Annotated in this window: 15 protein-coding genes and 1 pseudogene; 8 read left to right on the top strand and 8 right to left on the bottom strand. The window is 60.1% G+C overall.

The features are described from left to right. Window positions 1-143: 143 nt before the first annotated feature. The 3 genes from K0P33_RS19850 to K0P33_RS19840 all read right to left on the bottom strand — a co-directional run bounded on the left by K0P33_RS19850 (window position 144) and on the right by K0P33_RS19840 (window position 2510). A complete protein-coding gene (locus K0P33_RS19850; RefSeq protein ID WP_242150705.1) occupies window positions 144-1043 on the bottom strand; it encodes a hydroxymethylglutaryl-CoA lyase in 900 nt (299 codons plus the stop codon). A gap of 16 nt (window positions 1044-1059) precedes the next feature. Beyond that, window positions 1060-1452 carry a MerR family DNA-binding transcriptional regulator gene (locus K0P33_RS19845; RefSeq protein WP_094952532.1) on the bottom strand — a complete coding sequence of 131 codons (393 nt, stop codon included), beginning with the start codon at window positions 1450-1452 and terminating at the stop codon, window positions 1060-1062. 122 nt (window positions 1453-1574) lie between these two features. Further along, window positions 1575-2510, bottom strand: a complete 936-nt coding sequence (locus K0P33_RS19840) for a LysR family transcriptional regulator (protein ID WP_094952533.1) — start codon at window positions 2508-2510, stop codon at window positions 1575-1577. A gap of 165 nt (window positions 2511-2675) precedes the next feature. On the opposite strand from K0P33_RS19840, the gene K0P33_RS19835 reads away from it, so the two are divergent. Further along, window positions 2676-3905: an acyl-CoA dehydrogenase gene (locus tag K0P33_RS19835; protein ID WP_094952534.1), complete on the top strand. Its 1230-nt coding sequence runs from the start codon at window positions 2676-2678 to the stop codon at window positions 3903-3905. A gap of 130 nt (window positions 3906-4035) precedes the next feature. Here the strand turns inward: K0P33_RS19835 and K0P33_RS19830 are convergent, their stop codons facing one another. Both K0P33_RS19830 and xthA read right to left on the bottom strand, forming a co-directional pair. Continuing rightward, window positions 4036-5364 carry a phosphate ABC transporter substrate-binding/OmpA family protein gene (locus tag K0P33_RS19830; RefSeq protein ID WP_242150702.1) on the bottom strand — a complete coding sequence of 443 codons (1329 nt, stop codon included), beginning with the start codon at window positions 5362-5364 and terminating at the stop codon, window positions 4036-4038. Between the two features lie 116 nt (window positions 5365-5480). After that, window positions 5481-6293 (bottom strand): exodeoxyribonuclease III, encoded by an 813-nt coding sequence (xthA, locus tag K0P33_RS19825; protein ID WP_242150699.1) that lies wholly within the window; start codon window positions 6291-6293, stop codon window positions 5481-5483. Window positions 6294-6463: 170 nt separating this feature from the next. Between xthA and K0P33_RS19820 the strand changes: the two genes are divergently transcribed. From K0P33_RS19820 to K0P33_RS19810, 3 genes are all read left to right on the top strand, one after another. After that, the gene (locus K0P33_RS19820) at window positions 6464-7114 is read left to right on the top strand and encodes a GNAT family N-acetyltransferase (RefSeq protein ID WP_094952537.1); all 651 of its coding nucleotides are present in this window, start codon (window positions 6464-6466) and stop codon (window positions 7112-7114) included. 64 nt (window positions 7115-7178) lie between these two features. After that, a complete protein-coding gene (locus tag K0P33_RS19815; protein ID WP_094952538.1) occupies window positions 7179-8906 on the top strand; it encodes an autotransporter assembly complex family protein in 1728 nt (575 codons plus the stop codon). Next, window positions 8906-12589 (top strand): translocation/assembly module TamB domain-containing protein, encoded by a 3684-nt coding sequence (locus K0P33_RS19810; RefSeq protein ID WP_242150694.1) that lies wholly within the window; start codon window positions 8906-8908, stop codon window positions 12587-12589. The genes K0P33_RS19815 and K0P33_RS19810 overlap by 1 nt, the downstream gene beginning before the upstream one ends. A 578-nt stretch (window positions 12590-13167) precedes the next feature. Here K0P33_RS19810 and K0P33_RS19805 read toward each other — a convergent pair. Further along, window positions 13168-14543 (bottom strand): annotated as a pseudogene (locus tag K0P33_RS19805) (IS3 family transposase). Between the two features lie 874 nt (window positions 14544-15417). On the opposite strand from K0P33_RS19805, the gene K0P33_RS19800 reads away from it, so the two are divergent. The 4 genes from K0P33_RS19800 to K0P33_RS19785 are packed head-to-tail and all read left to right on the top strand — an operon-like array spanning window position 15418 to window position 20083. Further along, window positions 15418-15891: a MarR family transcriptional regulator gene (locus K0P33_RS19800; protein ID WP_177018411.1), complete on the top strand. Its 474-nt coding sequence runs from the start codon at window positions 15418-15420 to the stop codon at window positions 15889-15891. Further along, window positions 15888-17339 carry an efflux transporter outer membrane subunit gene (locus K0P33_RS19795; RefSeq protein ID WP_094952917.1) on the top strand — a complete coding sequence of 484 codons (1452 nt, stop codon included), beginning with the start codon at window positions 15888-15890 and terminating at the stop codon, window positions 17337-17339. Before K0P33_RS19800 ends, K0P33_RS19795 begins: the two co-directional genes overlap by 4 nt. Window positions 17340-17354: 15 nt before the next feature. Beyond that, on the top strand, window positions 17355-18554 hold the full coding sequence (locus K0P33_RS19790) for an efflux RND transporter periplasmic adaptor subunit (RefSeq protein WP_094952916.1): 1200 nt from the start codon (window positions 17355-17357) through the stop codon (window positions 18552-18554). Then, complete coding sequence (locus tag K0P33_RS19785; RefSeq protein ID WP_242150690.1) at window positions 18554-20083, top strand: DHA2 family efflux MFS transporter permease subunit; 1530 nt, start codon at window positions 18554-18556, stop codon at window positions 20081-20083. Before K0P33_RS19790 ends, K0P33_RS19785 begins: the two co-directional genes overlap by 1 nt. Window positions 20084-20232: 149 nt before the next feature. On the opposite strand, the gene lpxH is transcribed toward K0P33_RS19785, so the two are convergent. Next, entirely contained in the window at window positions 20233-20982 is a 750-nt protein-coding gene (gene lpxH, locus K0P33_RS19780) for a UDP-2,3-diacylglucosamine diphosphatase (protein ID WP_094952914.1), read from the bottom strand. Beyond that, window positions 20979-21482 (bottom strand): peptidylprolyl isomerase, encoded by a 504-nt coding sequence (locus tag K0P33_RS19775; protein WP_016977438.1) that lies wholly within the window; start codon window positions 21480-21482, stop codon window positions 20979-20981. The genes lpxH and K0P33_RS19775 overlap by 4 nt, the downstream gene beginning before the upstream one ends. Window positions 21483-21726 lie beyond the last annotated feature (244 nt).

The following is a 21726-nucleotide window of genomic DNA, read 5'->3' as shown; positions in this document are numbered from 1 at the left end:
AAGCCGTGCCAACTTTTAAAAGTCCTTTAAAATCAATGGGTTGATTTTTTGATGGGCATTGGCACACGGCAAATCAGACAAAATATGTTCCCGTGTTACTCGTTACGTAAGCGTGCGGTAACACATTGTCACAGCGATGCTACTCAACGGGCGTTACGCGCCTTCGCGACGCGCGACCCGGTAGGTCGGCCGAGCACGTTGCTGATTTGCTGGCCCGCGTGCATCAATTGCTCCAGGTCGATACCGGTGTCGATACCCAGGCCATTGAGCAGGTACACCACATCCTCGGTGGCGACGTTACCGCTGGCGCCCTTGGCGTAAGGGCAACCGCCGAGGCCTGCGATAGAGCTGTCGAACACTTGGACCCCTTCGAGCAGGCTGGCGTAGATATTCGCAATCGCCTGGCCGTACGTGTCGTGGAAGTGCCCGGCCAGCTTGTCCCGTGGCACCTGCGCGCCGACCACTTCAAACAGCCGCCGTGTGGCGCCCGCCGTGCCGGTGCCGATGGTGTCGCCCAAGGACACCTCATAACAGCCCATGGCATACAGCTCGCGCGCGACCGCCGCGACCTGTTCGGGGGCGATGTCACCTTCGTAAGGGCAACCCAACACACACGACACATAACCACGCACGCTGATGCCATGCTGTTTGGCTGCCGCCATGATCGGCGCAAAACGCGCCAGGCTTTCGCTGATCGAGCAGTTGATATTGCGCTGGGAAAACGCCTCGGACGCCGCCGCGAACACCGCGACTTCCGTCACGCCGGCAGCCAGCGCGTCTTCAAAACCGCGCAGGTTCGGCGCCAGCGCGCCGTAGGTTACGCCGGGCTTGCGCTGGATCTGCGCAAACACCTCGGCCGACCCGGCCATTTGCGGCACCCATTTGGGCGAGACAAAACTGCCAACTTCGATATAGCTCAAGCCTGCGTCGGTCAGGGCATCCACCAACTGGACCTTGTCGGCCACGCTGATGGGCTGGGCTTCGTTCTGCAAACCGTCGCGCGGGCCTACTTCCACCAAGCGTACGTGTGAGGGGAGGGACATGAAGGCTACCTTCTGGTTAATGGCCAACCTGGCTCATGGTCTGCGCCAGGGCCTGGGTGCAGCGCTCTTCGGCGGTGTCCAGTTCCAGTTTCATCTGTTCGATATCCAGCAACTGTTGCTCAAGCTGCTCACGGCGCTCGGCGATCTTGGCGAGCATGCTGTTGAGCTGGATGTGGTTGCCGCTGGTGGGGTCGTAGAGTTCGATCAGCTCGCGGCATTCGGCCAGGGAAAACCCGATGCGCTTGCCGCGCAGGATCAGCTTGAGGCTGACCTTGTCCCGCGCCGAGTAAATGCGCTCCTGGCCCCGGCGTTCCGGGGCCAGCAGGCCTTGTTCTTCATAGAAGCGAATGGCGCGGGTGGTGATGTCGAGCTCGCGGGCGAGGTCGGAGATGCTGTAGGTCGTGCTCATGGGGGCGCTCAAGAAGGTCTTGGCGCTAAGCTAATGTCAGGTTGACGTAAACGTCAAGCAAATAGCCTGGGTGGAGGCTTACTCTGTGGCGAGGGCGCTGGCTCCCTCGCCACAAAAGCTGTTCAGGCTTGCAGCTTGTCGAGTTTCTTTTCATGTGCCGTCACCTGCTGGCACAACTCAATCATCTGCTCACGCATCCAACGGTTGGCCGGGTCCTGGTCGGTGCTTTCGTGCCAGTACAGGTGGGTTTCCACGGGCGGTACATCGTTAACCGGCAGGTTGAACCAATGCAACTCATGACGGCGGGCGAAACGCTCGGGCACGGTCATGACCATGTCGGTCTGCTGCAACACTTGCGAGGCCATCAGGTAATGCTGGGAGCGCAGGGCGATCTTGCGCTGGATGCCCATCTTGCCCAGGGCCAGGTCGACGTGGCCCAGGCCGTTACGGCGGCTGGAGATATGGATGTGGGTCAGCGACAGGTAGTCATCCAGGCTGAACTTGTCCTTGCCCGCCATCGGGTGGCCCTTGCGCATGGCGCACACGTAGCGGTCTTCCATCAGCTTGACGTGGCGCACTTGCGGGTCCGTGTTCAGCGGCGCATCCACGGCAAAGTCCAGGCGCCCGGCGGCCAACTCCTTGGTGGTTTCGCGGCGTTTGGACAGGAAACTCTCGATCACCACGGTCGGCGCCAGGCGGCGCAGGCGCTGGAACAGCAGCGGTAAAATCACCGCTTCGGTGAGGTCGGTCATGCTGATGCGGTAGGTCTTGGCCGCCTGTTGCGGGTTGAAAATCCGGCTTTCCTGCACCGACACCCGCAACAACGACAACGCATTGCGCACTGGGCCGATGATGTTCTGCGCCATGGGCGTGGGCACCATGCCTTGGGCGGTGCGCACGAACAGCGGGTCGTTGAAGGTCTCGCGCAAGCGCGCCAGGGCGTTGGACACCGCCGGCTGGGTGATACCGACAATCTGCCCGGCGCGGGTCAGGTTGGCTTCGGTGTAGATCGCGTCGAAGACGATAAACAGGTTGAGGTCGACCTTGCTCAGGTTCATGTCGTTGCGCTCTTATTGTTAGGTAGCGATTGTTAAGTGCTCAGGCGCCGATCATATATCGGTGATGAATGTTAATACACGCCGAGAATAGGCTAGGTAAATTATCAGCGCTGTTCTAGCATCGATTGCATGACCTAAACAACCTCTCAGAGAAGGGAGCTGCTCATGGATTTCGCCTATTCGCCCAAGGTTCAGGAACTGCGTGAACGTGTCACTGCGTTCATGGACACGTACGTTTACCCGGCCGAGCCGGTGTTCGAACGCCAGGTCAGCGAAGGCGACCGCTGGCAGCCCACCGCCATCATGGAGGAGCTGAAAGCCAAGGCAAAAGCCGAGGGCCTGTGGAACCTGTTCCTGCCCGAATCCGAACTGGGCGCCGGCCTGACCAACCTTGAATACGCGCCGCTGGCCGAAATCATGGGCCGCTCCTTGTTGGGCCCGGAGCCGTTCAACTGCTCCGCACCCGACACCGGCAACATGGAAGTGCTGGTGCGCTACGCCAACGCCGAACAGAAACAACGTTGGCTGGAACCGCTGCTGCGCGGCGAGATCCGCTCGGCGTTCGCCATGACCGAACCAGACGTCGCGTCCTCAGACGCCACCAACATGGCCGCCCGCGCCGAGCGCCAGGGCGACGAATGGGTGATCAACGGCAAAAAATGGTGGACCTCCGGCGCCTGCGACCCGCGCTGCAAAATCTTGATCTTCATGGGCCTGAGCAACCCGGATGCACCACGTCACCAGCAGCACTCGATGATTCTGGTGCCGGTGGATGCCCCAGGCGTGAAAATCGTCCGCCCACTGCCGGTATTCGGCTACGACGACGCACCCCACGGCCACGCCGAAGTGCTGTTCGACAATGTGCGCGTGCCCTACGAAAACGTCTTGCTCGGTGAAGGTCGCGGCTTTGAAATTGCCCAGGGCCGCCTTGGCCCTGGCCGTATCCACCACTGCATGCGCTCCGTCGGCATGGCCGAGCGTGCGCTGGAATTGATGTGCAAACGCTCCGTCAGCCGTACCGCGTTCGGCCAACCATTGGCGCGCCTGGGCGGCAATATCGACAAGATCGCCGACTCACGGATGGAAATCGACATGGCGCGCCTGCTGACGTTGAAGGCGGCGTACATGATGGACACCGTCGGTAACAAAGTCGCGAAAAGCGAAATCGCCCAGATCAAGGTGGTGGCGCCGAACGTGGCGTTGAAAGTGATCGACCGCGCGATCCAGATTCATGGCGGCGCTGGGGTTTCCAACGATTTTCCGCTGGCCTACATGTATGCCATGCAACGCACCTTGCGCCTGGCCGACGGCCCGGATGAAGTGCACCGTGCGGCGATTGGCAAGTTTGAGATTGGCAAGTATGTGCCTAAAGAACTGATGCGCGGCGGGCAGTAAGACCGAGTTGTCCCCATCGCGGGCAAGCCCGGCTCCCACAGTTGCCCGTGTTCTCCAGAACAACTCGGTCAACTGTGGGAGCCGGGCTTGCCCGCGATGAGGCCAGTGTTTACAACACACAACCCAGGGGTCAGTACACCCAAACCTCCACCCGTCGATTCTTGATCCGCCCCTCATCCGCCGTATTCGCCGCCACCGGCATCTGCGCACCCAACCCGCGTATATCACGCAGCACCACACCGCTCTTGACCAGTTCACGCCGCACCGCCATCGCCCGCAACTTCGACAACAGCGCCGCGCGCTGCGGATCACTCTTGGCATCGCCAAACCCCACCAGCGTGACCTGCTTGTCGAGCTTGCCGTGGCTGTTGATATACGCCACCACCCGCTGCAAATCCTGGCGCGCCTTGTTGTCCAGGCTTGCACTGCCTTCCTCGAAACGAAAGTTCACGGTCAAACGCTGGGCGTCACGGGCGATGGCTTGATAATCCTCGGGCATTGAGGGGCGCGACGCCACGCTGATCGCCTGCACTTGCTGCGCAATAAAGCCATTGGCTGCCACAATCGCCTGGCCCTTACTGCTTTGGGTGAAGTCCACGAGTGCCTTGGCCCAAGGATTACGCCCCGACGGCGGCAGGTAAAAGTACAGCCGGCGTGACAGCGGGTAATCTTCGGTAGCAATCAGGCGGGTCACGGGCAACATGGGCTGAGAGTCGCCATCGACAATGGCTACCGCCTTGGCCTCGCGCACCGATGGCAGGCCGATAAACCCAATGCCTTGAGGGTCATGGCTCACGGCATCGGACAAGGCTTCGCTGGACTCGAAACGTTTGGCCGACCCGGCCAGGGGCTTGCCGCGCAGGCGCAGCACCAGTTCCTTGAAGGTGTCGTAGGTGCCGGATTGATCATCGCGCGCATATAAATGAATGGCGCCGCCGCTCCCGCCGAGCGCCTCCCAGGTGCTGATCTCACCGTTGAAGATCTGCGCCAGCTGTTCGGTGTTCAGCGTGTCCAGCGGGTTGCGCGGGTGGAGGATGATGGCCAGGCCGTCGATGGCGATCACCTGTTCGGCCTCTGGGCTTTTCAGGTCGCCGAGGGGTTCAAGGTCTACGAGTTCGTTGTCCTTGATCGGGCGCGAAGACGCGGCGAGGTCGGCACTGGCTTTTTTCAGCGCGCTAAACCCGGTGCTGGAGCCGTGGGCGGCCACCTCGACAATCACCGATTTGCCCTGGCGCGTCTTGCCGATCACCCGCTGTTCATTGGCCCCGTCGCTAGGCTCGCTGTGCACTGCCTGCAGGCCCTGGTGTTCCATCAGGCCTTTGACCAATGCGGGCCCGAGCGCTGCGCCAATGGTGTTGGAACCCTGAATGCGTAGAGCAGGGCCTTGGTCGGGAACGGGCAGGGGAGCAGCCACTGCGCACAGGGGCAGGATCAACAGGAGCAGAACGCGCAGCATCATGCCGGCACCTTCTTAAGCCAAAGGGGGTGCCGGGAGATTAAGTCAATTGGATTTCAATATTGTGACTGGCGCGCAACAAACCCAAAGGTGGGAGCTGGCTCCCACATTGAGTCGAGTCAGCTCAATTCCAGCCAGATCGGCGCATGGTCCGACGGCTTTTCCAAACCGCGCAAGTCGTAATCCACGCCCGCATCCTTGACCCGCGGCAGCAAGCCGTTGGACGCCATGATCACGTCAATGCGCAGCCCACGCTTGGGCTCATCCTCAAACCCCCGGCTGCGGTAGTCGAACCAGCTGAAACGGTCAGTCACGTCCGGGTTGAGGTGGCGGAAGCTGTCCACCAGGCCCCAGTTTTTCAGGCGCGCCATCCACTCGCGCTCCTCGGGCAAAAAGCTGCACTTGCCGGTTTTCAACCAGCGCTTGGCGTTGTCGGCGCCGATGCCGATGTCGCAATCTTGCGGGGAGATGTTGATGTCACCCATCACCACCACGGGCTGGTCATTGCTGAACTGGCTTTCCAGCAGGTGCTGCAAATCTTCGTAGAAGCGTTGCTTGGCCGGGAACTTGGTCGGGTGGTCGCGGCTTTCGCCCTGGGGGAAGTAGCCGTTCATGATGGTCACGGGGTTGCCGTTTTCATCGGCGAAGGTGCCCCAGATAAAGCGGCGCTGAGCGTCTTCTTCGTCGGTGGCAAAACCTTTGTGCAGGCTCAATGCCGGCTTGCGCGAAAGCAGGGCCACGCCGTAATGGCCTTTTTGCCCGTGGTAGTACACGTGATAGCCCAAAGCCTGCACTTCGGCGAGCGGGAACTGGTCATCGTGAACCTTGGTTTCCTGCAGGCCGATCACGTCGGGTTGATGCTTTTCAATCAGCGCCGCCAGCTGATGGGGGCGGGCGCGCAGCCCGTTGATATTGAAGGAGACGATTTTCATGGTCGGCAGTCCAGTCTGGCAAAAGGGCGATGCTAGCCGACAAGTCAGGCGGGGGCCAGCGTGGCGGTAGGGCGCATGCACTGCTACTGTCTGGGAACGACTGGTGCTGCGTAGGTTCGTACCCATAAGAACGCCATCTTTTTTGAATGGTGCCCAGGGAGATTCACTGTATGCCTGACACTTCGACTGCCATTGCCGAGATTCGCCTGCTCAACAGCGGCTATTCCCGCGAGGCGCGCTCCATGCTCTACCAGGCCTATCGGCATGAGCCGACATGGGCCTACATCTTCGAAGCTGAACGCGCAGGCTATGAACAGCGGGTTCGCGCCACCGTGCGTGAATTGGTCAAGCAGCATTTTTTCCAAAAGCTTCCCGCCATCGGCCTGTTCGTCACCGACCGGCTGATCGGCATCGCCCTGATCGCGCCACCGCAGCGGCGCCTGGGCATTACCGAGAGTTGGGCCTGGCAATTGCGCATGTGGCTGAGCACCGGCGTGCGCGGCACGCGGCGTTACCTGGATTACCATCACGCAGTGCTGGCGTGCCTGCCGAGCGAGTCGGTGCATGTGTTGCCGCTACTGGGCATTCACCCGCAGTTCCAGGGCAAACACTACGGCGAGCAACTGTTGCAGGCCGTGCACAATTGGTGCGCCGAAGACCCGCATTCAAACGGCGTGGTACTCGATACCGGTAACTCACGTTACCTGGATTTCTATAAGCGCCAGGGCTATGAGGAAATCGGTGAAGTGGCCGTAGGACCCGTCCTGGAACATGTGTTTTTTCACCCAAATCCCCAGGCGTTACAGGCTGCAACAGCTTAAGACAGAATTATTCAGATAAATCCGGGTTCAAAGAGTCTCCCTAGCTCGTGTAGCATCCGCGCCTATGAAGTTTCCAGGAAGATTTACCAGCGGCTTGATTCTGCTGTTCACAAGCTGCGGCGCCTTGGCGCAAAGCGAATTGGACGTGCGGGTCAAACCCTCAAACGACGCGTTGAAAGCCAACATTGAAGGCTATATCGGCGGGGTCGGCGATCGTGACGAAGAAGCCTTGCAGCGCTTCAGCCGTGGCGCTGAAGAACAGGCGCGCAAGGCGGCCCAGGCGCTGGGCTTCTATCAGCCACAGATCGCCAGTGATGTGAAAGGCGGCAAGAACCCGCGCCTGATCCTCACCATCGACCCCGGCGAGCCGATTCATTTGCGCAACGTGACCATTCGGGTTGACGGCCAGGCCGCGAGCCTCAAGGCCTTTCGCGTGCCTGAAAGCAGCGAACTCAAATCCGGCGCCGTGCTCAACCACGGCAATTACGAAGACGCCAAGCGTCTGATCCAGAACCAGGCCTCACGCTACGGCTTTTTCAGTGGGCGCTTTACCAGTCAGAAACTTTTGGTCGATCCCCAGGCGGGCGTCGCCGATATCGAACTCATCTACGACAGCGGCGCGCGTTACACCATGGGCAAGGTCAGCTTCGCCGGCGACACGCCCTTTGATGAAGACCTGCTGCAGCGCATGGTGCCGTTCAAAAACGGCGCGCCTTACGATTCCGAACTCATCGCCGAACTCAACCAGAACCTGCAATCGAGCGGCTTCTTCGAGGCTGTGCGCGTGGACGCCACGCCCGCCGCCTCGGCCAATGATGTGATTCCGGTGGCGGTGCAACTGGAAACCCGCAAACCACGCACCATGGGCCTGGGCCTCGGTTACTCCACCGACGTCGGCCCGCGTGGCAAAGCCAACTGGACCCGCCACTGGGTCAACCCCCAGGGCCACAGCTATGGCTGGGAAGCCGAATTGTCGGCCCCACGGCAAAACGTCGGCCTGTGGTACGACATTCCGTTGGACCCGCCGCTGACCGACAAACTGCGCTTTGCCGGTGGTTACCAGAATGAAGAAATCGCCAATACCGACACCCTGAGCAAGCTGCTCACCCTGGGGCCTGAATGGCACAGCAAATTGCCCAGCGGCTGGACACGCGTCATCTCGCTCAAGTACCAGCGCGAAGAATACCGCCTGGGTAATGACTCGGGCCTCAGTAATCTGGTGATGCCTGGGATCAACTATTCCTACCTGCGCAGCGACAACCGTATCGACCCTCACCATGGCTATCGTTTGATGTTCGATACCAAAGTTGCCAAAGAAGGCCTGGGTTCCGACACCAACCTGCTGTACGGCACAGCGACGATCAAAGGCTTGACCACCCTGTGGGATAACCACCGCTTCCTGGGCCGTGCGCAGTTCGGCGGCAGTGCCACCAACGGCTACAGGTCCGTGCCACCCTCGCTGCGCTTCTTCGCCGGTGGTGACCAAAGCGTACGCGGTTACGAATACCAGACGCTGTCGCCCGAGAACGACCGTGGTGACCGCATCGGTGGTCGATACATGATGGCCCTGAGCGCCGAGTATCAATATTCCATCGCCGAAAAATGGCGGATCGCGACCTTTATCGACCAAGGCAATTCCTTCAACACCCTGGAAATGCCCAGCCTGAAAACCGGTGTGGGCGTGGGCGTGCGCTGGGTGTCGCCGGTCGGGCCGATTCGCCTCGACCTGGCCCATGCCCTCGAAGATCCGGGCGGCATTCGTTTGCACTTTTCCATGGGGCCTGAGCTGTGATGCGTGGTTTGAAAATAGCGGGGCTGGCCATTGTGGCGGTCCTTGCCTTGGTGTTGTTGGCGCTGTGGACCGTGCTTGGCACTCAAGCAGGCAGCCGCTGGGCCTTGGGCCAGGTGCCGGGTTTGAGCGTGGAGAATTTCCAGGGGCACCTGGGCGGTCAGTGGAGCGCCGACCATCTCCTGTGGCAGCAAGACACCAGTCGGGTCGAGCTCAATGCACCGAAGTTTGATTGGTCACCGGGCTGCTTGCTGCGCATGACGTTGTGCATCAATCAGCTGGATGTGGAGCAGGTCAGCCTGCAATTCCCGCCGAGCAATGAGCCGAGCAGCGGCCCCATCTCCTTGCCGGATTTGAAGTTGCCGGTTGCCATCCAATTGGGCGACGTTCGCGTCGGTAGCCTGCTGTTTAACGGCAGCGAAGAACTCAAGGGCTTGCAACTGGCGGCGCATTGGACGGCGGCGGGCATGCAGATCGACTCGGTGCATTTGCAGCGTGATGATCTGGTGCTGGACCTGGCCGGCTTGCTGCAGCCTACTGGCAACTGGCCGTTGAGCGCCACCGGCAACCTGAGCCTGCCGTATGCGCCCGGCGGCGCGCCGTGGAAGGTTGCGCTCAAGGTCGACGGCGACTTGCTCAAGACCCTCACGCTGGATGCCGACAGCAGCGGCTACCTGCCCGCCAAACTCAGCGGCGAGCTGCAACCGCTGGTGGAGAACCTGCCTGCCCAATTACGCATCACCGCCGACGGCTTCAAACCCAGCGCCGATTTGCCCGATACCCTGCAACTCAATCAACTGGACCTCACCGCCAAGGGCGACCTGAGCAACGGCTATCAACTACTGGGCAAGGCCGTGCTACCTGCGCAAAAAGGTCCGGTGGACTTGCTGCTGCAAGGCAAGGTCGACGCCAAAGGTGCGCAGATCGCTGGCCTGGATTTGACGGCCGGCGACAAACAAAGCCTCAAGCTCAGCGCCAATCTGGACTGGCAACAAGGCTTCAGTGCCGACGCCAAGATCGACTGGCTGGATTTCCCCTGGCACCGCCTCTACCCACTGATCGACGAGCCGCAGGTGGCATTGCGCACCTTTAATGGTGAAGTCTTCTACAAAGACGGCAACTACCTGGGCAACCTCAAGGCCGACCTCGACGGCCCGGCCGGCAAGTTCAATGTGGTCACGCCGTTCAGTGGCGACCTCAAGCAAGTCTTCCTGCCTGAGCTTAAATTGACGGCGGGCCAGGGCAAGGCCGAAGGCCACCTGAACCTGCAATTTGCCGACGGCATTGCCTGGGACACCGCGCTGGATCTGTCGGCGTTGAACCCGGCGTACTGGGTCGCTGAGTTGCCTGGCACCTTGGCTGGTCCCTTACGCAGCAAAGGCGAGTTCAAAAATGAACAGCTCAAGCTCAATGCCGACCTCGATCTCAAGGGCCGTTTGCGCGGCCAAACCGCCGTGCTGGCGGCCAAGGCCGAAGGCGCGGGTGAGCAATGGACGCTGGCCAACCTGGATATCCGCCTAGGTGATAACCGCATCAACGGCAGTGGCAGCCTGCAACAGCGCCTGGCCGGGCAGATCGACATCAAGCTGGCGCGCCTAGCCCAGCTGTGGCCGCAGTTACGTGGGCAAATCAATGGGCGTGTGGATGTCGCCGGCACATTGAAGGCGCCACAGGGCAAGCTCGACCTCAAGGGGCAGCAACTGGCGTTCGCCGATAACCATCTGCAAAGCCTCAACCTTGGCGCCACGCTCGACAACGCCCAGCGCGCGAAGATCGACCTCAAGGGCAGCGGCATCCAAGCCGGTGAGACCCAGGTCGGCACCCTGACCGCCAGCGCCCAAGGCGATATCAAGAGCCAGAAAGTCCAGCTGGACCTGGCTGGCCCCTTGGTCAAACTGGCCCTGGCCTTGGACGGTAACCTCGACAAAGGCAACTGGCGCGGGCGCCTGGCCAGCGGTGATGTACAAGCCGGCGGCCAGGACTGGAAGCTGCAAGCCCCGGCAAAAATCGAGCGTTTGGCCGACGGTAAGCTGACCTTTTCCGCCCACTGCTGGGTGTCCGGCCCTGCAAGCCTGTGCGGTGAAGACCAACGGCTGATGCCGGAGCCGAAGCTGCGCTACCACCTCAAGCAATTCCCCATCGACAGTCTGGCGGCTTTTTTGCCTAAAGATTTTGCCTGGCAGGGTAAGCTCAATGCCGATGTTCAACTGGACCTGCCCGCCAGCGGCCCTAAAGGTGTGATCGCGGTGGATGCCAGCGGTGGCACCTTGCGCGTCAAGGACAAGGACCAGTGGCTGGACTTCCCCTATGACACTCTGAAACTGGAAACCACCCTTAATCCCCAGCGCATCGACACCCAGCTGAATTTCCGCGGCGGCAAGCTTGGCGAGTTGCTGTTGCAGGCACAGATCAACCCGTTGCCGAAGAACAAGCCGATCACCGGTACTTTCAGCCTCAACGGCCTGGACCTCGCCGTGGCGCGGCCGTTTGTGCCGATGGTGGAAAAACTCAACGGCAAGCTCAACGGCAACGGCCGCATCTCCGGTGGGTTGCTGGCGCCGCAGGTCAACGGCAGCGTGAACCTGGTGGGCGGCGAGGTCTCCGGGCCTGAGTTGCCGATCAGCCTTGAAGGCTTGAACGTGCAGGCGTTGATTGCCGGCGAAAGCGTGCAGTTGAACGGTGCTTGGCACAGCGGCAAGGCCGGGCAGGGCAGCCTCAAGGGGCAGATCGACTGGGGCCAGGCCCTGGTGGTGGACCTTAGCCTGCAAGGCTCGAAACTGCCGGTTACAGTGGAGCCTTATGCGGCGCTGGAAGTGGCGCCGGACCTGAAAATCAGCCTTAAAAACGACAAGTTGGCGATTGCCGGCAAGGTGCACATCCCGCGTGGCGATATCACTGTGCGTGAACTGCCACCGTCGACGGTCAAGGTGTCGGATGACACGCTGATCGTCGGCAGCCAGACCGAAGAGGGCAAGCCGCCGATGGCAATGGCCATGGACATCGACGTGGTGGTGGGCGAGGACCAGCTCAACTTCGCCGGCTTCGGCCTCACCGCCAAGGTGCAGGGCCAGGTGCATATCGGCGACAACATGGACACCCGTGGCGAGCTGTGGCTCAACGACGGTCGTTACCGCGCTTATGGGCAGCGGCTCAACGTGCGGCGCGCTCGGCTGTTGTTTGCAGGGCCGCTGGACCAGCCGTTCCTGGATATCGAAGCGATACGCGTGGTCACCGAGCCGTCCAGGACCGTGACCGCCGGTATTCGTCTGAGCGGCAGCGCCGAACAGCCGACCACGCAGATCTTCTCCGAGCCAGCCATGCCCCAGGAGGATGCGCTGTCGTACCTGGTGCTGGGGCGTTCGCGTAACAACACCGGTGAAGACAACAACATGCTCGCCGAAGCCGCCTTGGGCCTGGGCTTGATGGGCAGTGCCGGGGTGACTTCGGATATCGCCACTAAGCTGGGGATTCAGGACTTCGACCTCGACACCCAGGGCTCCGGCAATAACACTTCCGTGGTGGCCAGCGGCAAGATCACCGAGAAGCTCAGCCTGCGTTATGGGGTTGGGGTGTTTGAGCCGGCGAGCACCATTGCCTTGCGCTACTTGTTGAGCAAGAAGGTGTATCTGGAGGTGGCCAGTGGTGTGGCCAGTTCGCTGGATATTTTCTACAAGCGGGATTTCTAAACCCTTACGCCGTAAAAAATGTGGGGGCTGGCTTGTCTGCGATGGGCATGGGTATCTACGCAACTCGGGGTTAGGTAGATATGGGTACATATCCGTTGCTGTGGTAACGGCGGCTATTGGTTCCGCCCTTACGGCGGTCACTTTTGGAAAAGAGCCCCAAAAGTAACCAAAAGGGCTCTTGCCCCACCACTCGGCACCTCGCTTAGGCTCGGTGTGCCCTCACTCCGGCTTGAATCCGTGGGCCGCCGCCATGGGCCATCCTTGGCCCATCGCGGCTAACCCGGCGTCCTGCCGGGTTACCCACGGATTCAAGCCTGCGTTCGGCCATCGTGGTTAACGGGGCGCCTCAGATCAAGATCAAGATCAAAAGCAAGAGCACGGCGGCCTAGTAGCCGACCTGAGTGGTAGAAGCAAAAGCAGGGCAAAAACAGAGCAGAGCAGAAGCAGAGCACCACCCTATCTAGCTGATGTAATGAGATCCCAATGTGGGAGCGGGCTTGCTCGCGAAGGCGGTGGGTCAGCCAGCTCATGTGTAACTGACCCACTGAAGTGCGCCCCAAAAGTTGGACAGCTAATGGTTAGGCTACCGCGGACCGGGTTCTGTAAGCCACAGGGCTCAGTCCGCCAAGCTTCGTTTTGATTCGCTTATGGTTGTAGTAATGGATGTACTTATCCAGCCCGGCCTGCAGCTGAGCAACGCTGTCGAAGCTTTCCCGATAGTAAAACTCCGACTTCAGGGTACCGAAAAAGCTTTCCATTGTGGCGTTGTCATAGCAGTTCCCTTTGCGAGACATGCTCTGTTCCAACCCAGCTTTTTCCAGTTTTTCCCGATACTTTGAGTGTCGATAGTGCCAGCCCTGATCCGAGTGCAGCATGGGTTTGGCGCCTTCGGGCAAGCGCTCAAGGGCAAGCTCCAGCATGTCGCCTACCAAGGCGTATTGGGGGCGGACGGCGGTCTTATAGGCCACAATCTCTCCGTTGTACAAGTCCAGTACTGGGGACAGATACAGCTTTTTGCCGGCCACTTTGAACTCGGTGACATCGGTTACCCATTTCTGATTTGGTTGCTCAGCTTCGAACTGACGAGCCAGGATATTGGGCGATACCTCTCCCATTGGCCCTTTATACGATTTGTATTTTTTCGGTCGCACTGTGCATTTCAGGCCTAACTCTCCCATCAGCCGTCGTACCGTTTTACCGTTGATCAACGGCGTTTGCTTACGTAGCTCTAAAGTCATCCGACGGTAACCAAGGCGGCCCTCATTCTCGTCTTGGATAGTCTGGATAGAGGCTTTGATCGAGATAAACCGGTCCGCAACGCCCATCGCCTTGAGTTGGTAGTAGTACGTACTTCGCGCAAGACCTACCAGCTTGAGCAAATCACTCAAGGGGAAAGCTTGTTTGAGCTCAGTGACTAATCGGGCTTTTTCTTCGCTTCTCTCTCTCGCCTCATCACCGCCTCGCCCAACTCTCCAAGCTTTTTTAGGTAGGCGTTCTCCATGCGCAAATACTGCAGTTCATCGAGTAATGCCTTGTGTGCAAGCTGTGCGTCGGTGAGTGGGGTGGTAGTTTTACGCGGTTTAGAAGGCGGCTTGGGCATAGCGGTAATCGATCCTTTTTTCCCTGACTCCAGGGCTTCAATACCGCCACTGTAATACTGCTGTTGCCATCTGCCCACCTGGCTTGAGTTACCCAGGTTGAAGAGCGCCGCTGCGCGGCGCAAAGATAAGGAGTCGCGCCACATGCGTTGCAGCACTGAAAACTTGAACAAGGGACTGTAGCGTTCGCCGGTTCTGCTTAGACAGGCTTCGCCATGTAATCGGTAAGCCTCCACCCAACGACGAAGCAAGGTGGGATCCATTTGAAATTGAGCGGCTATGCGGCGAAAGCCTCGGCCCTGTTCAAGGAAAGTGGTAATGGCGGAAAGCTTGAACTGCGTCGTGTATTTGCTCATGAAAAGCCTCAGGAGTTGGACGGGTGTCCAACTTCTGGGGCGCACTTCACCACCGCCTTCGCGAGCAAGCCCGCTCCCACAATTTTGACCGAGTTTAGCTGTCAGCACCGTGGCACTCTGTTTTTCTGTGGGAGCTGGCTTGCCTGCGATGCAGACACCTCGGTGTATCAGGCATAACCAGTTGATGCCATCGCAGGCAAGCCAGCTCCCACATTAGATTGAGTTCAGCCACTAAGGTCAGGTCGGCTAGCAGGCCGCCTCGGTTTTGCTTTTGATTTAACCACTCAGGTCGGCTACTAGGCCGCCGTGCTCTTGCTTTTGATCTTGATCTGCTTTTGATCTTGATCTTAGGCGCCCCGTTAAACCACGCTGGCCGAACGCAGGCTTTGGAGCGTGGGTAAACCGGCAGGACGCCGGTTTAGCCGCGATGGGCCAAGGATGGCCCATGGCGGCGGCCCACGGTCCAAAGCCGGAGTGAGGGCACACCGAGCCTAGGCGAGGTGCCGAGTGGTGGGGCAAGAGCCCTTTTGGTTACTTTTGGGGCTCTTTTCCAAAAGTGACCCGCTGTAAGAGCGGAACCCATAGCAGCCGTTACCCAAATAACGGATATGTACCCCGCGCCCCCGCGACAACCAAAGAACTCAACCCATAAAAAGATGTGTAGATACCTATGCTGCGATGACCGTACATCAGTCGATGATTTATTGACTAACACACCGTCATCGCAGACAAGCCAGCTCTCACATTTGTTTGGACTACAGCCCACCTGCCGCCAAATTAGCAAGCAAGCTAATAATTCCATTTGACATTCGCTGCCTAAGCAGTAACATCTTGTCACACATTCACTGCCTAGGCAGTAATAAGGTGACTTTCGATGACCCACTTCACCCCTGACAGCTTTCGCAACTGCCACCTCGGCCTGTTGCTGGGCCGGGCGGCGCTGCTCAAAGACCGCATTATCGATACCCACATGGAACCCCACGGCGTCACCGCCGCACAGTTCAAGGTGTTGATCATCATTGCCCAGTTTGACGTCGACACCCCGGCCGAGCTGTGCCGCAACCTGTCGCTGGACAGCGGTTCCATGACCCGCATGCTCGACCGCCTGGAGCAAAAGGGCCTGCTGGCGCGCAAGCGTTCCGAGCAAGACCGGCGTCAGGTGCAGTTGGTACTCACCGAAGACGGCCAACGCTTGGCGGACATGCTGCCGCACATCGGCGCGCAGTCGATGAACGAACTGGCCGGCGCCCTAGAGCCCGGCGAGTTGCAAACCCTGGAAAAAATCCTCACGAAAATTCTGGTAGCTGCCGGTGACGCCATCGTCATCCAGCGGGTAGGTAATCAATGAACACACGCGCAGTTAGCCTGGTGCTGGTGGCGATGAGCATGGCCGGTTGTGCCAACTTCAGCGGCCTCGACACCCAAGGCCAACGCCTCGACGCTAACACGCTGCAAACCGGCAAATCCTTGAGCGGCGTGACCTTGTCCAGCGCCGCCTGGCCCACTGCTGATTGGTGGAAAAGCCTCGGTGACCCACAGCTCGACGGCCTGATCCACGAAGCCCTGCAAAACAGCCCGGACATGCAAGTCGCCAGCGCCCGTGCCCATCAGGCGCAAGCGGCGGCCTATGCTGCCGATGCCGCACGCATGCCGACCCTGGATGCCAGCGCCGGCGTGAGCCGTTCGCGCCTGGCCAAAGACCAGGACCCGCTGGGGCAGGGCGATGCCTACGCCACCGTGCGTAACATCGGCGCCAGCTTCAACTACAACTTTGACCTCTGGGGTGGCCAGCGCGCCGCCTGGGAAGCGGCCTTGGGCCAGGCGCGTGCCGCCGAAGTCGATCAGCAAGCCGCGCGCCTGACTCTGGCCGCCAACGTGGCCAAGGCCTACAGCGACTTGGGTCAGGCGCACATCGTGCGGGACCTGGCCACCGACGACCTCAAGCGCACCCGCCAGATGCTCGAGTTGAGTAAGCGCCGCCTGAGTTCCGGCATCGACAGCCAGTACCAGTACCAGCAGACCGAAAGCCTGGAAGCCAGCTCCCAGTCGCAATTGATCGATGCGGAAAAACAACTGCAAAGCGCCAAGATCGCCCTCGCCGTGTTGCTCGGCAAAGGCCCCGACCGTGGCAACGAGCTCAGCCGCCCGAATGTGTTGAAGCCCAGCGCCGTCGCCGTGCCTTCGGTGCTGCCGGCCGAGCTGTTGGGCCGTCGCCCGGACTTGATCGCCGCACGCTGGCGGGTGGAGGCGGCGAGCAAGAACGTCGCCGCGAGCAAAACCCGTTTTTACCCCAACCTCAACCTGAGCGCGAGCGCCGGGGCCGAGTCGTTGCTGGGCGATGCAATGTTTGGTTCGGCCAGCCGGTTCTTCAGCATTGCGCCGACCATTTCGTTGCCGATCTTCGATGGCGGCCGCCTGCGCGCCGACCTCGATGCGCGCGACGCTGATTACGACCTGGCCGTGGCCCAGTACAACAAAACCCTGGTGCAAGCCTTGGGCGATATCGGCAACACCCTCTCGCAATTGCGTGATACCGGTCGGCAGATCCAGGCCCAGCAACACGCTGCGGACATTGCCCAGCAGTCCTACGACACCGGGGTTCAGCGCTATAGCTCAGGGATCGGGAATTACCTGGATGTACTCAGTATCGAGCAGCAATTGCTGCAGGCCCAGCGTCAGTTGGCGACCCTGAATGCTGCGCAGATCGATCTGTCGATTCAATTGATGCAAGCCCTGGGTGGCGGGTTCAACGCCGATAACGTGGCCGTAACCACCCCCGCTACACGCACGGAATAATTTGAGGTATTTGTGATGGCCACTGCCGAAAACACTAACGCAACAGAGCAACCCAAAGACAACAACCCGCGCAAACGCAAAATCATGCTGCTCAGCCTGGCGCTGATCGTCATTCTCGGCGTCATCGGCGTGTGGGCCTGGTATGAGCTTTACGGGCGTTTCAACGAAAGCACCGACGATGCCTATGTGAACGGCAACGTGGTGGAAATCACCCCGCTGGTCACCGGCACCGTGGTCAGCATCGGCGCCGACGATGGCGATTTGGTCCACGAAGGCCAGGTGCTGATCAACTTCGACCCGAATGACGCCGCGGTCGGCCTGCAAAGTGCCAAGGCCAACCTGGCGCGCACCGTGCGCCAAGTGCGGGGCTTGTACAGCAACGTGGATGGCATGAAAGCCCAAGTGCTGGCCCAGCAGGCCAACGTGCAAAAGGCCCAGGACAACTACAACCGTCGTAAGAACCTCGCCGCCGGCGGCGCGATTTCCCAGGAAGAACTGTCCCATGCCCGTGACGACCTGACCTCGGCGCAAAACGCCCTGGCCAACGTACAGCAGCAATTAAAGACCTCCAGCGCGCTGGTAGACGACACGGTGATTTCGTCGCACCCGGACGTGCAGGCCGCCGCCGCACAACTGCGCCAGGCTTACCTGGCCAACGCGCGCAGTACCTTGATCGCACCGGTCACCGGTTACGTGGCCAAGCGCACCGTGCAACTGGGCCAACGCGTGCAGCCGGGCACCGCGTTGATGGCGGTGATCCCGCTGGACCAGCTGTGGATCGATGCCAACTTCAAGGAAACCCAGCTGCGCGATATGCGTATTGGTCAGCCGGTGGACATCGAGTCGGACATCTACGGCAGTGACGTGAAGTTCAGCGGCACCGTGGACAGCCTGGGCGCCGGTACCGGCAGCGCGTTTGCCCTGCTGCCGGCGCAGAACGCCACCGGTAACTGGATCAAGATCGTGCAACGGGTGCCTGTGCGTATCCACATCAACGCCGACGAACTGGCCAAGCACCCGCTGCGCGTAGGCTTGAGCACCCTGGTCAATGTGGACCTGCACGATAAGAGCGGCCCAGTGCTGGCGCAACAGGCGCCGCAAAAGGCCTCGTTCACCACCAACGTGTATGACCGCCAATTGGCCGAAGCCGATGCCATGATCACCCAGTTGATCCATGACAACAGCCTCGCCGCGCCTAAGGCTGTGCAACGCTGATGAGCAATAACGCCTCGTTCACGCCACCCAGCCTCTTGATGGCCACTATTGGCCTGTCGCTGGCGACCTTTATGCAGGTGCTCGACACCACCATCGCCAACGTGGCGTTGCCGACCATTTCCGGCAACCTCGGCGTGAGTTCGGAGCAGGGCACCTGGGTGATCACCTCGTTTGCGGTGAGCAACGCCATCGCCTTGCCACTCACCGGCTGGTTGAGCCGGCGCTTTGGTGAGGTGAAGCTGTTTTTGTGGGCGACCATCCTGTTTGTGCTGGCATCGTTCCTCTGCGGTATTTCCACCTCGATGCCCGAGCTGATCGGCTTTCGAGTACTGCAAGGTTTGGTCGCCGGGCCGTTGTACCCGATGACCCAGACGTTGCTGATCGCGGTCTACCCGCCTGCGAGGCGCGGCATGGCCCTGGCGTTACTGGCGATGGTCACGGTGGTGGCGCCGATTGCCGGCCCGATCCTCGGCGGCTGGATCACCGACAGCTACAGCTGGCCGTGGATCTTCTTTATCAACGTGCCCATCGGCATCTTTGCGGTGATGGTGGTGCGTTCGCAGCTGAAGAAACGCCCGGTGGTCACCAGCTACCAGCCGATGGATTACGTCGGCCTGCTGAGCTTGATCGTCGGTGTCGGTGCCTTGCAGATCATCCTCGACAAGGGCAACGACCTGGACTGGTTCGAATCCAACTTCATCATCATTGGTGCAGTGATTTCGGCGATAGCCCTGGCGGTGTTCGTCATTTGGGAAATGACCGATAAGCACCCGGTGGTCAACTTGCGGTTGTTTGCCTACCGCAACTTCCGCATCGGCACCATCGTGTTGGTGCTGGGTTATGCGGGGTTCTTCGGCATCAACCTGATCCTGCCGCAATGGCTGCAAACCCAGATGGGCTACACCGCCACCTGGGCCGGCCTGGCGGTGGCGCCGATCGGCATTCTGCCGGTGCTGATGTCGCCGTTTGTCGGCAAGTACGCGCACAAGTTCGACCTGCGCTTGCTGGCGGGCCTGGCGTTCCTGGCGATTGGCTTGAGCTGTTTCATGCGCGCCGGTTTCACCAACGAGGTGGACTTCACCCACATCGCCTTGGTGCAGTTGTTCATGGGGATTGGCGTGGCGCTGTTCTTCATGCCGACCTTGAGCATCTTGATGTCCGACTTGCCGCCGGCCCAAATTGCCGATGGCGCGGGTCTTGCGACCTTCCTGCGGACCTTGGGCGGCAGTTTTGCGGCGTCGTTGACCACCTGGATCTGGATTCGCCGCGCGGACCAGCACCATGCGTACATGAGCGAGAACATGACCACCTACGACTCGGCGACCCGCGATGCTTTGCAGGCGCTCGGTGGGGCAGGGCACAAGGCCTATGCGCAGTTGGACCAGATCCTCACCAGCCAGGCGTACATGATGTCCACCGTGGATTACTTCACGTTGCTGGGGTGGATGTTCATGGGCTTGATCGTGATTGTGTGGCTGGCCAAGCCGCCGTTTGCGGCGAAGGCGGGGCCGGAGGCGTCCGGGCACTGATCTGCAAAGTGTGAAATGCAATCAAGTGTGTGAGCTGGCTTGCCTGCGATGCAGGCACCTTGGTACATCAGATACACCGAGGCGATGCTATCGCAGGCAAGCCAGCTCCCACAAAAGCCTGCTTGCACATTTGATGTGTGTTGTGGGATTCAGGCCCCGGGCAACGCCAGCTGCGGGTTGACGAAGTCAAACGCCGCCAACTGAAACCCTTGCTCATCCACCTGCAACGCCCAGCCCTGCTTGTCCCAATCCCCCAGCACAATACGCTTGGCCGCCTGGTCACCAATCTGCAACTTATGAATGGCGGGGCGGTGCGTGTGGCCGTGGACCAGGGTGCGTACGCCAAATTGCTGCATCACCCGCGGCACTTCCTCGGGTGTCACATCCACAATGTCGTTGGCCTTCATGCGTACCTGGGCGCTGCTCTCGCTGCGCAGCTTGCGCGCCAGCGCGTGCCGGGTGCGCAAGGGCAGGTGCCGCAGGATAAACAGCACTATCGGGTTACGCAGGACCCGCCGCAGCTTCATATAGCCGACGTCGCGGGTGCAGAGGCTGTCGCCGTGCATCAACAGCACAGGCTCGCCTGCGAGCTGCACGACACTCGGGTCCTTGAGCAAGGTGGCGCCTGCGGCTTTGCAGAACGCCTTGCCGATCAGGAAGTCGCGGTTGCCGTGCATGATGAAAATGGGGGTGCCGCTGTCGCTCAGCTCGCGCAGCGCCGCGCAAATCGAACGCTGGAACGGTGTCATCCCATCGTCGCCAATCCAGGCTTCAAAAAAGTCCCCCAGAATGTACAACGCCTGGGCGCCACGGGCGCGGCCGTGGAGCAAATCCAGAAACGCCCGGGTTATATCCGGGCGCCCCTCTTCCAGATGCAAATCTGAAATCAGCAATATCACCCAACGATCTCGGCTTTCTCGACGATAACGTCTTCTACCGGAACGTCCTGGTGACCGGCTTTACCGGTGGTCTGCACGCCTTTGATCTTGTCAACGACGTCCTGGCCTTCGGTGACTTTACCGAACACGGCGTAGCCCCAACCCTGCACGTTCTTGCCGCTGTGGTTCAGGAAGGCGTTGTCGGCCACGTTGATGAAGAACTGTGCGGAGGCCGAATGCGGCTCCATGGTACGGGCCATGGCCACGGTGTATTTGTCGTTGGAAAGGCCGTTGTCCGCTTCGTTCTGGATGCTTGGACGCTTGTCTTTCTTTTCTTTCATGCCAGGCTCGAAACCGCCGCCCTGGACCATGAAGTTGCCGATGACACGGTGGAAAACGGTGTTTTCGTAGTGGCCAGCATTCACGTATTCGATGAAGTTGGCGACGGTGATCGGCGCTTTCTCGGCGTTCAGCTCGATGACGATGTCACCGTGGTTGGTGGTCAGTTTGACTTGAGTCATGTTCACTACTCTTTTCAGGGAATTCGTGGGTTTGGACGCCTGGGCGCCGCTACCGGTTTGGCTGAATGTGTGCCAAGGCGCGCAGTTTAGCGTGACCAGCAGGAATTTCGAGGTGGTTTTTTACCGCCCCAGTCATTAAAGCAGTAATTAAAGCAGCAGTTTTTGGTCGTGGCCTGTCAGTGTCTTGACTGCTTCGGCTATTATGAGCCCTTTGTTTTATCTGGCCCCACCCGGCCACGAACCT

The organism is Pseudomonas sp. ArH3a (assembly GCF_022648765.1).
Lineage (GTDB): Bacteria > Pseudomonadota > Gammaproteobacteria > Pseudomonadales > Pseudomonadaceae > Aquipseudomonas.
This window is presented reverse-complemented; position numbering and strand designations above follow the sequence as displayed.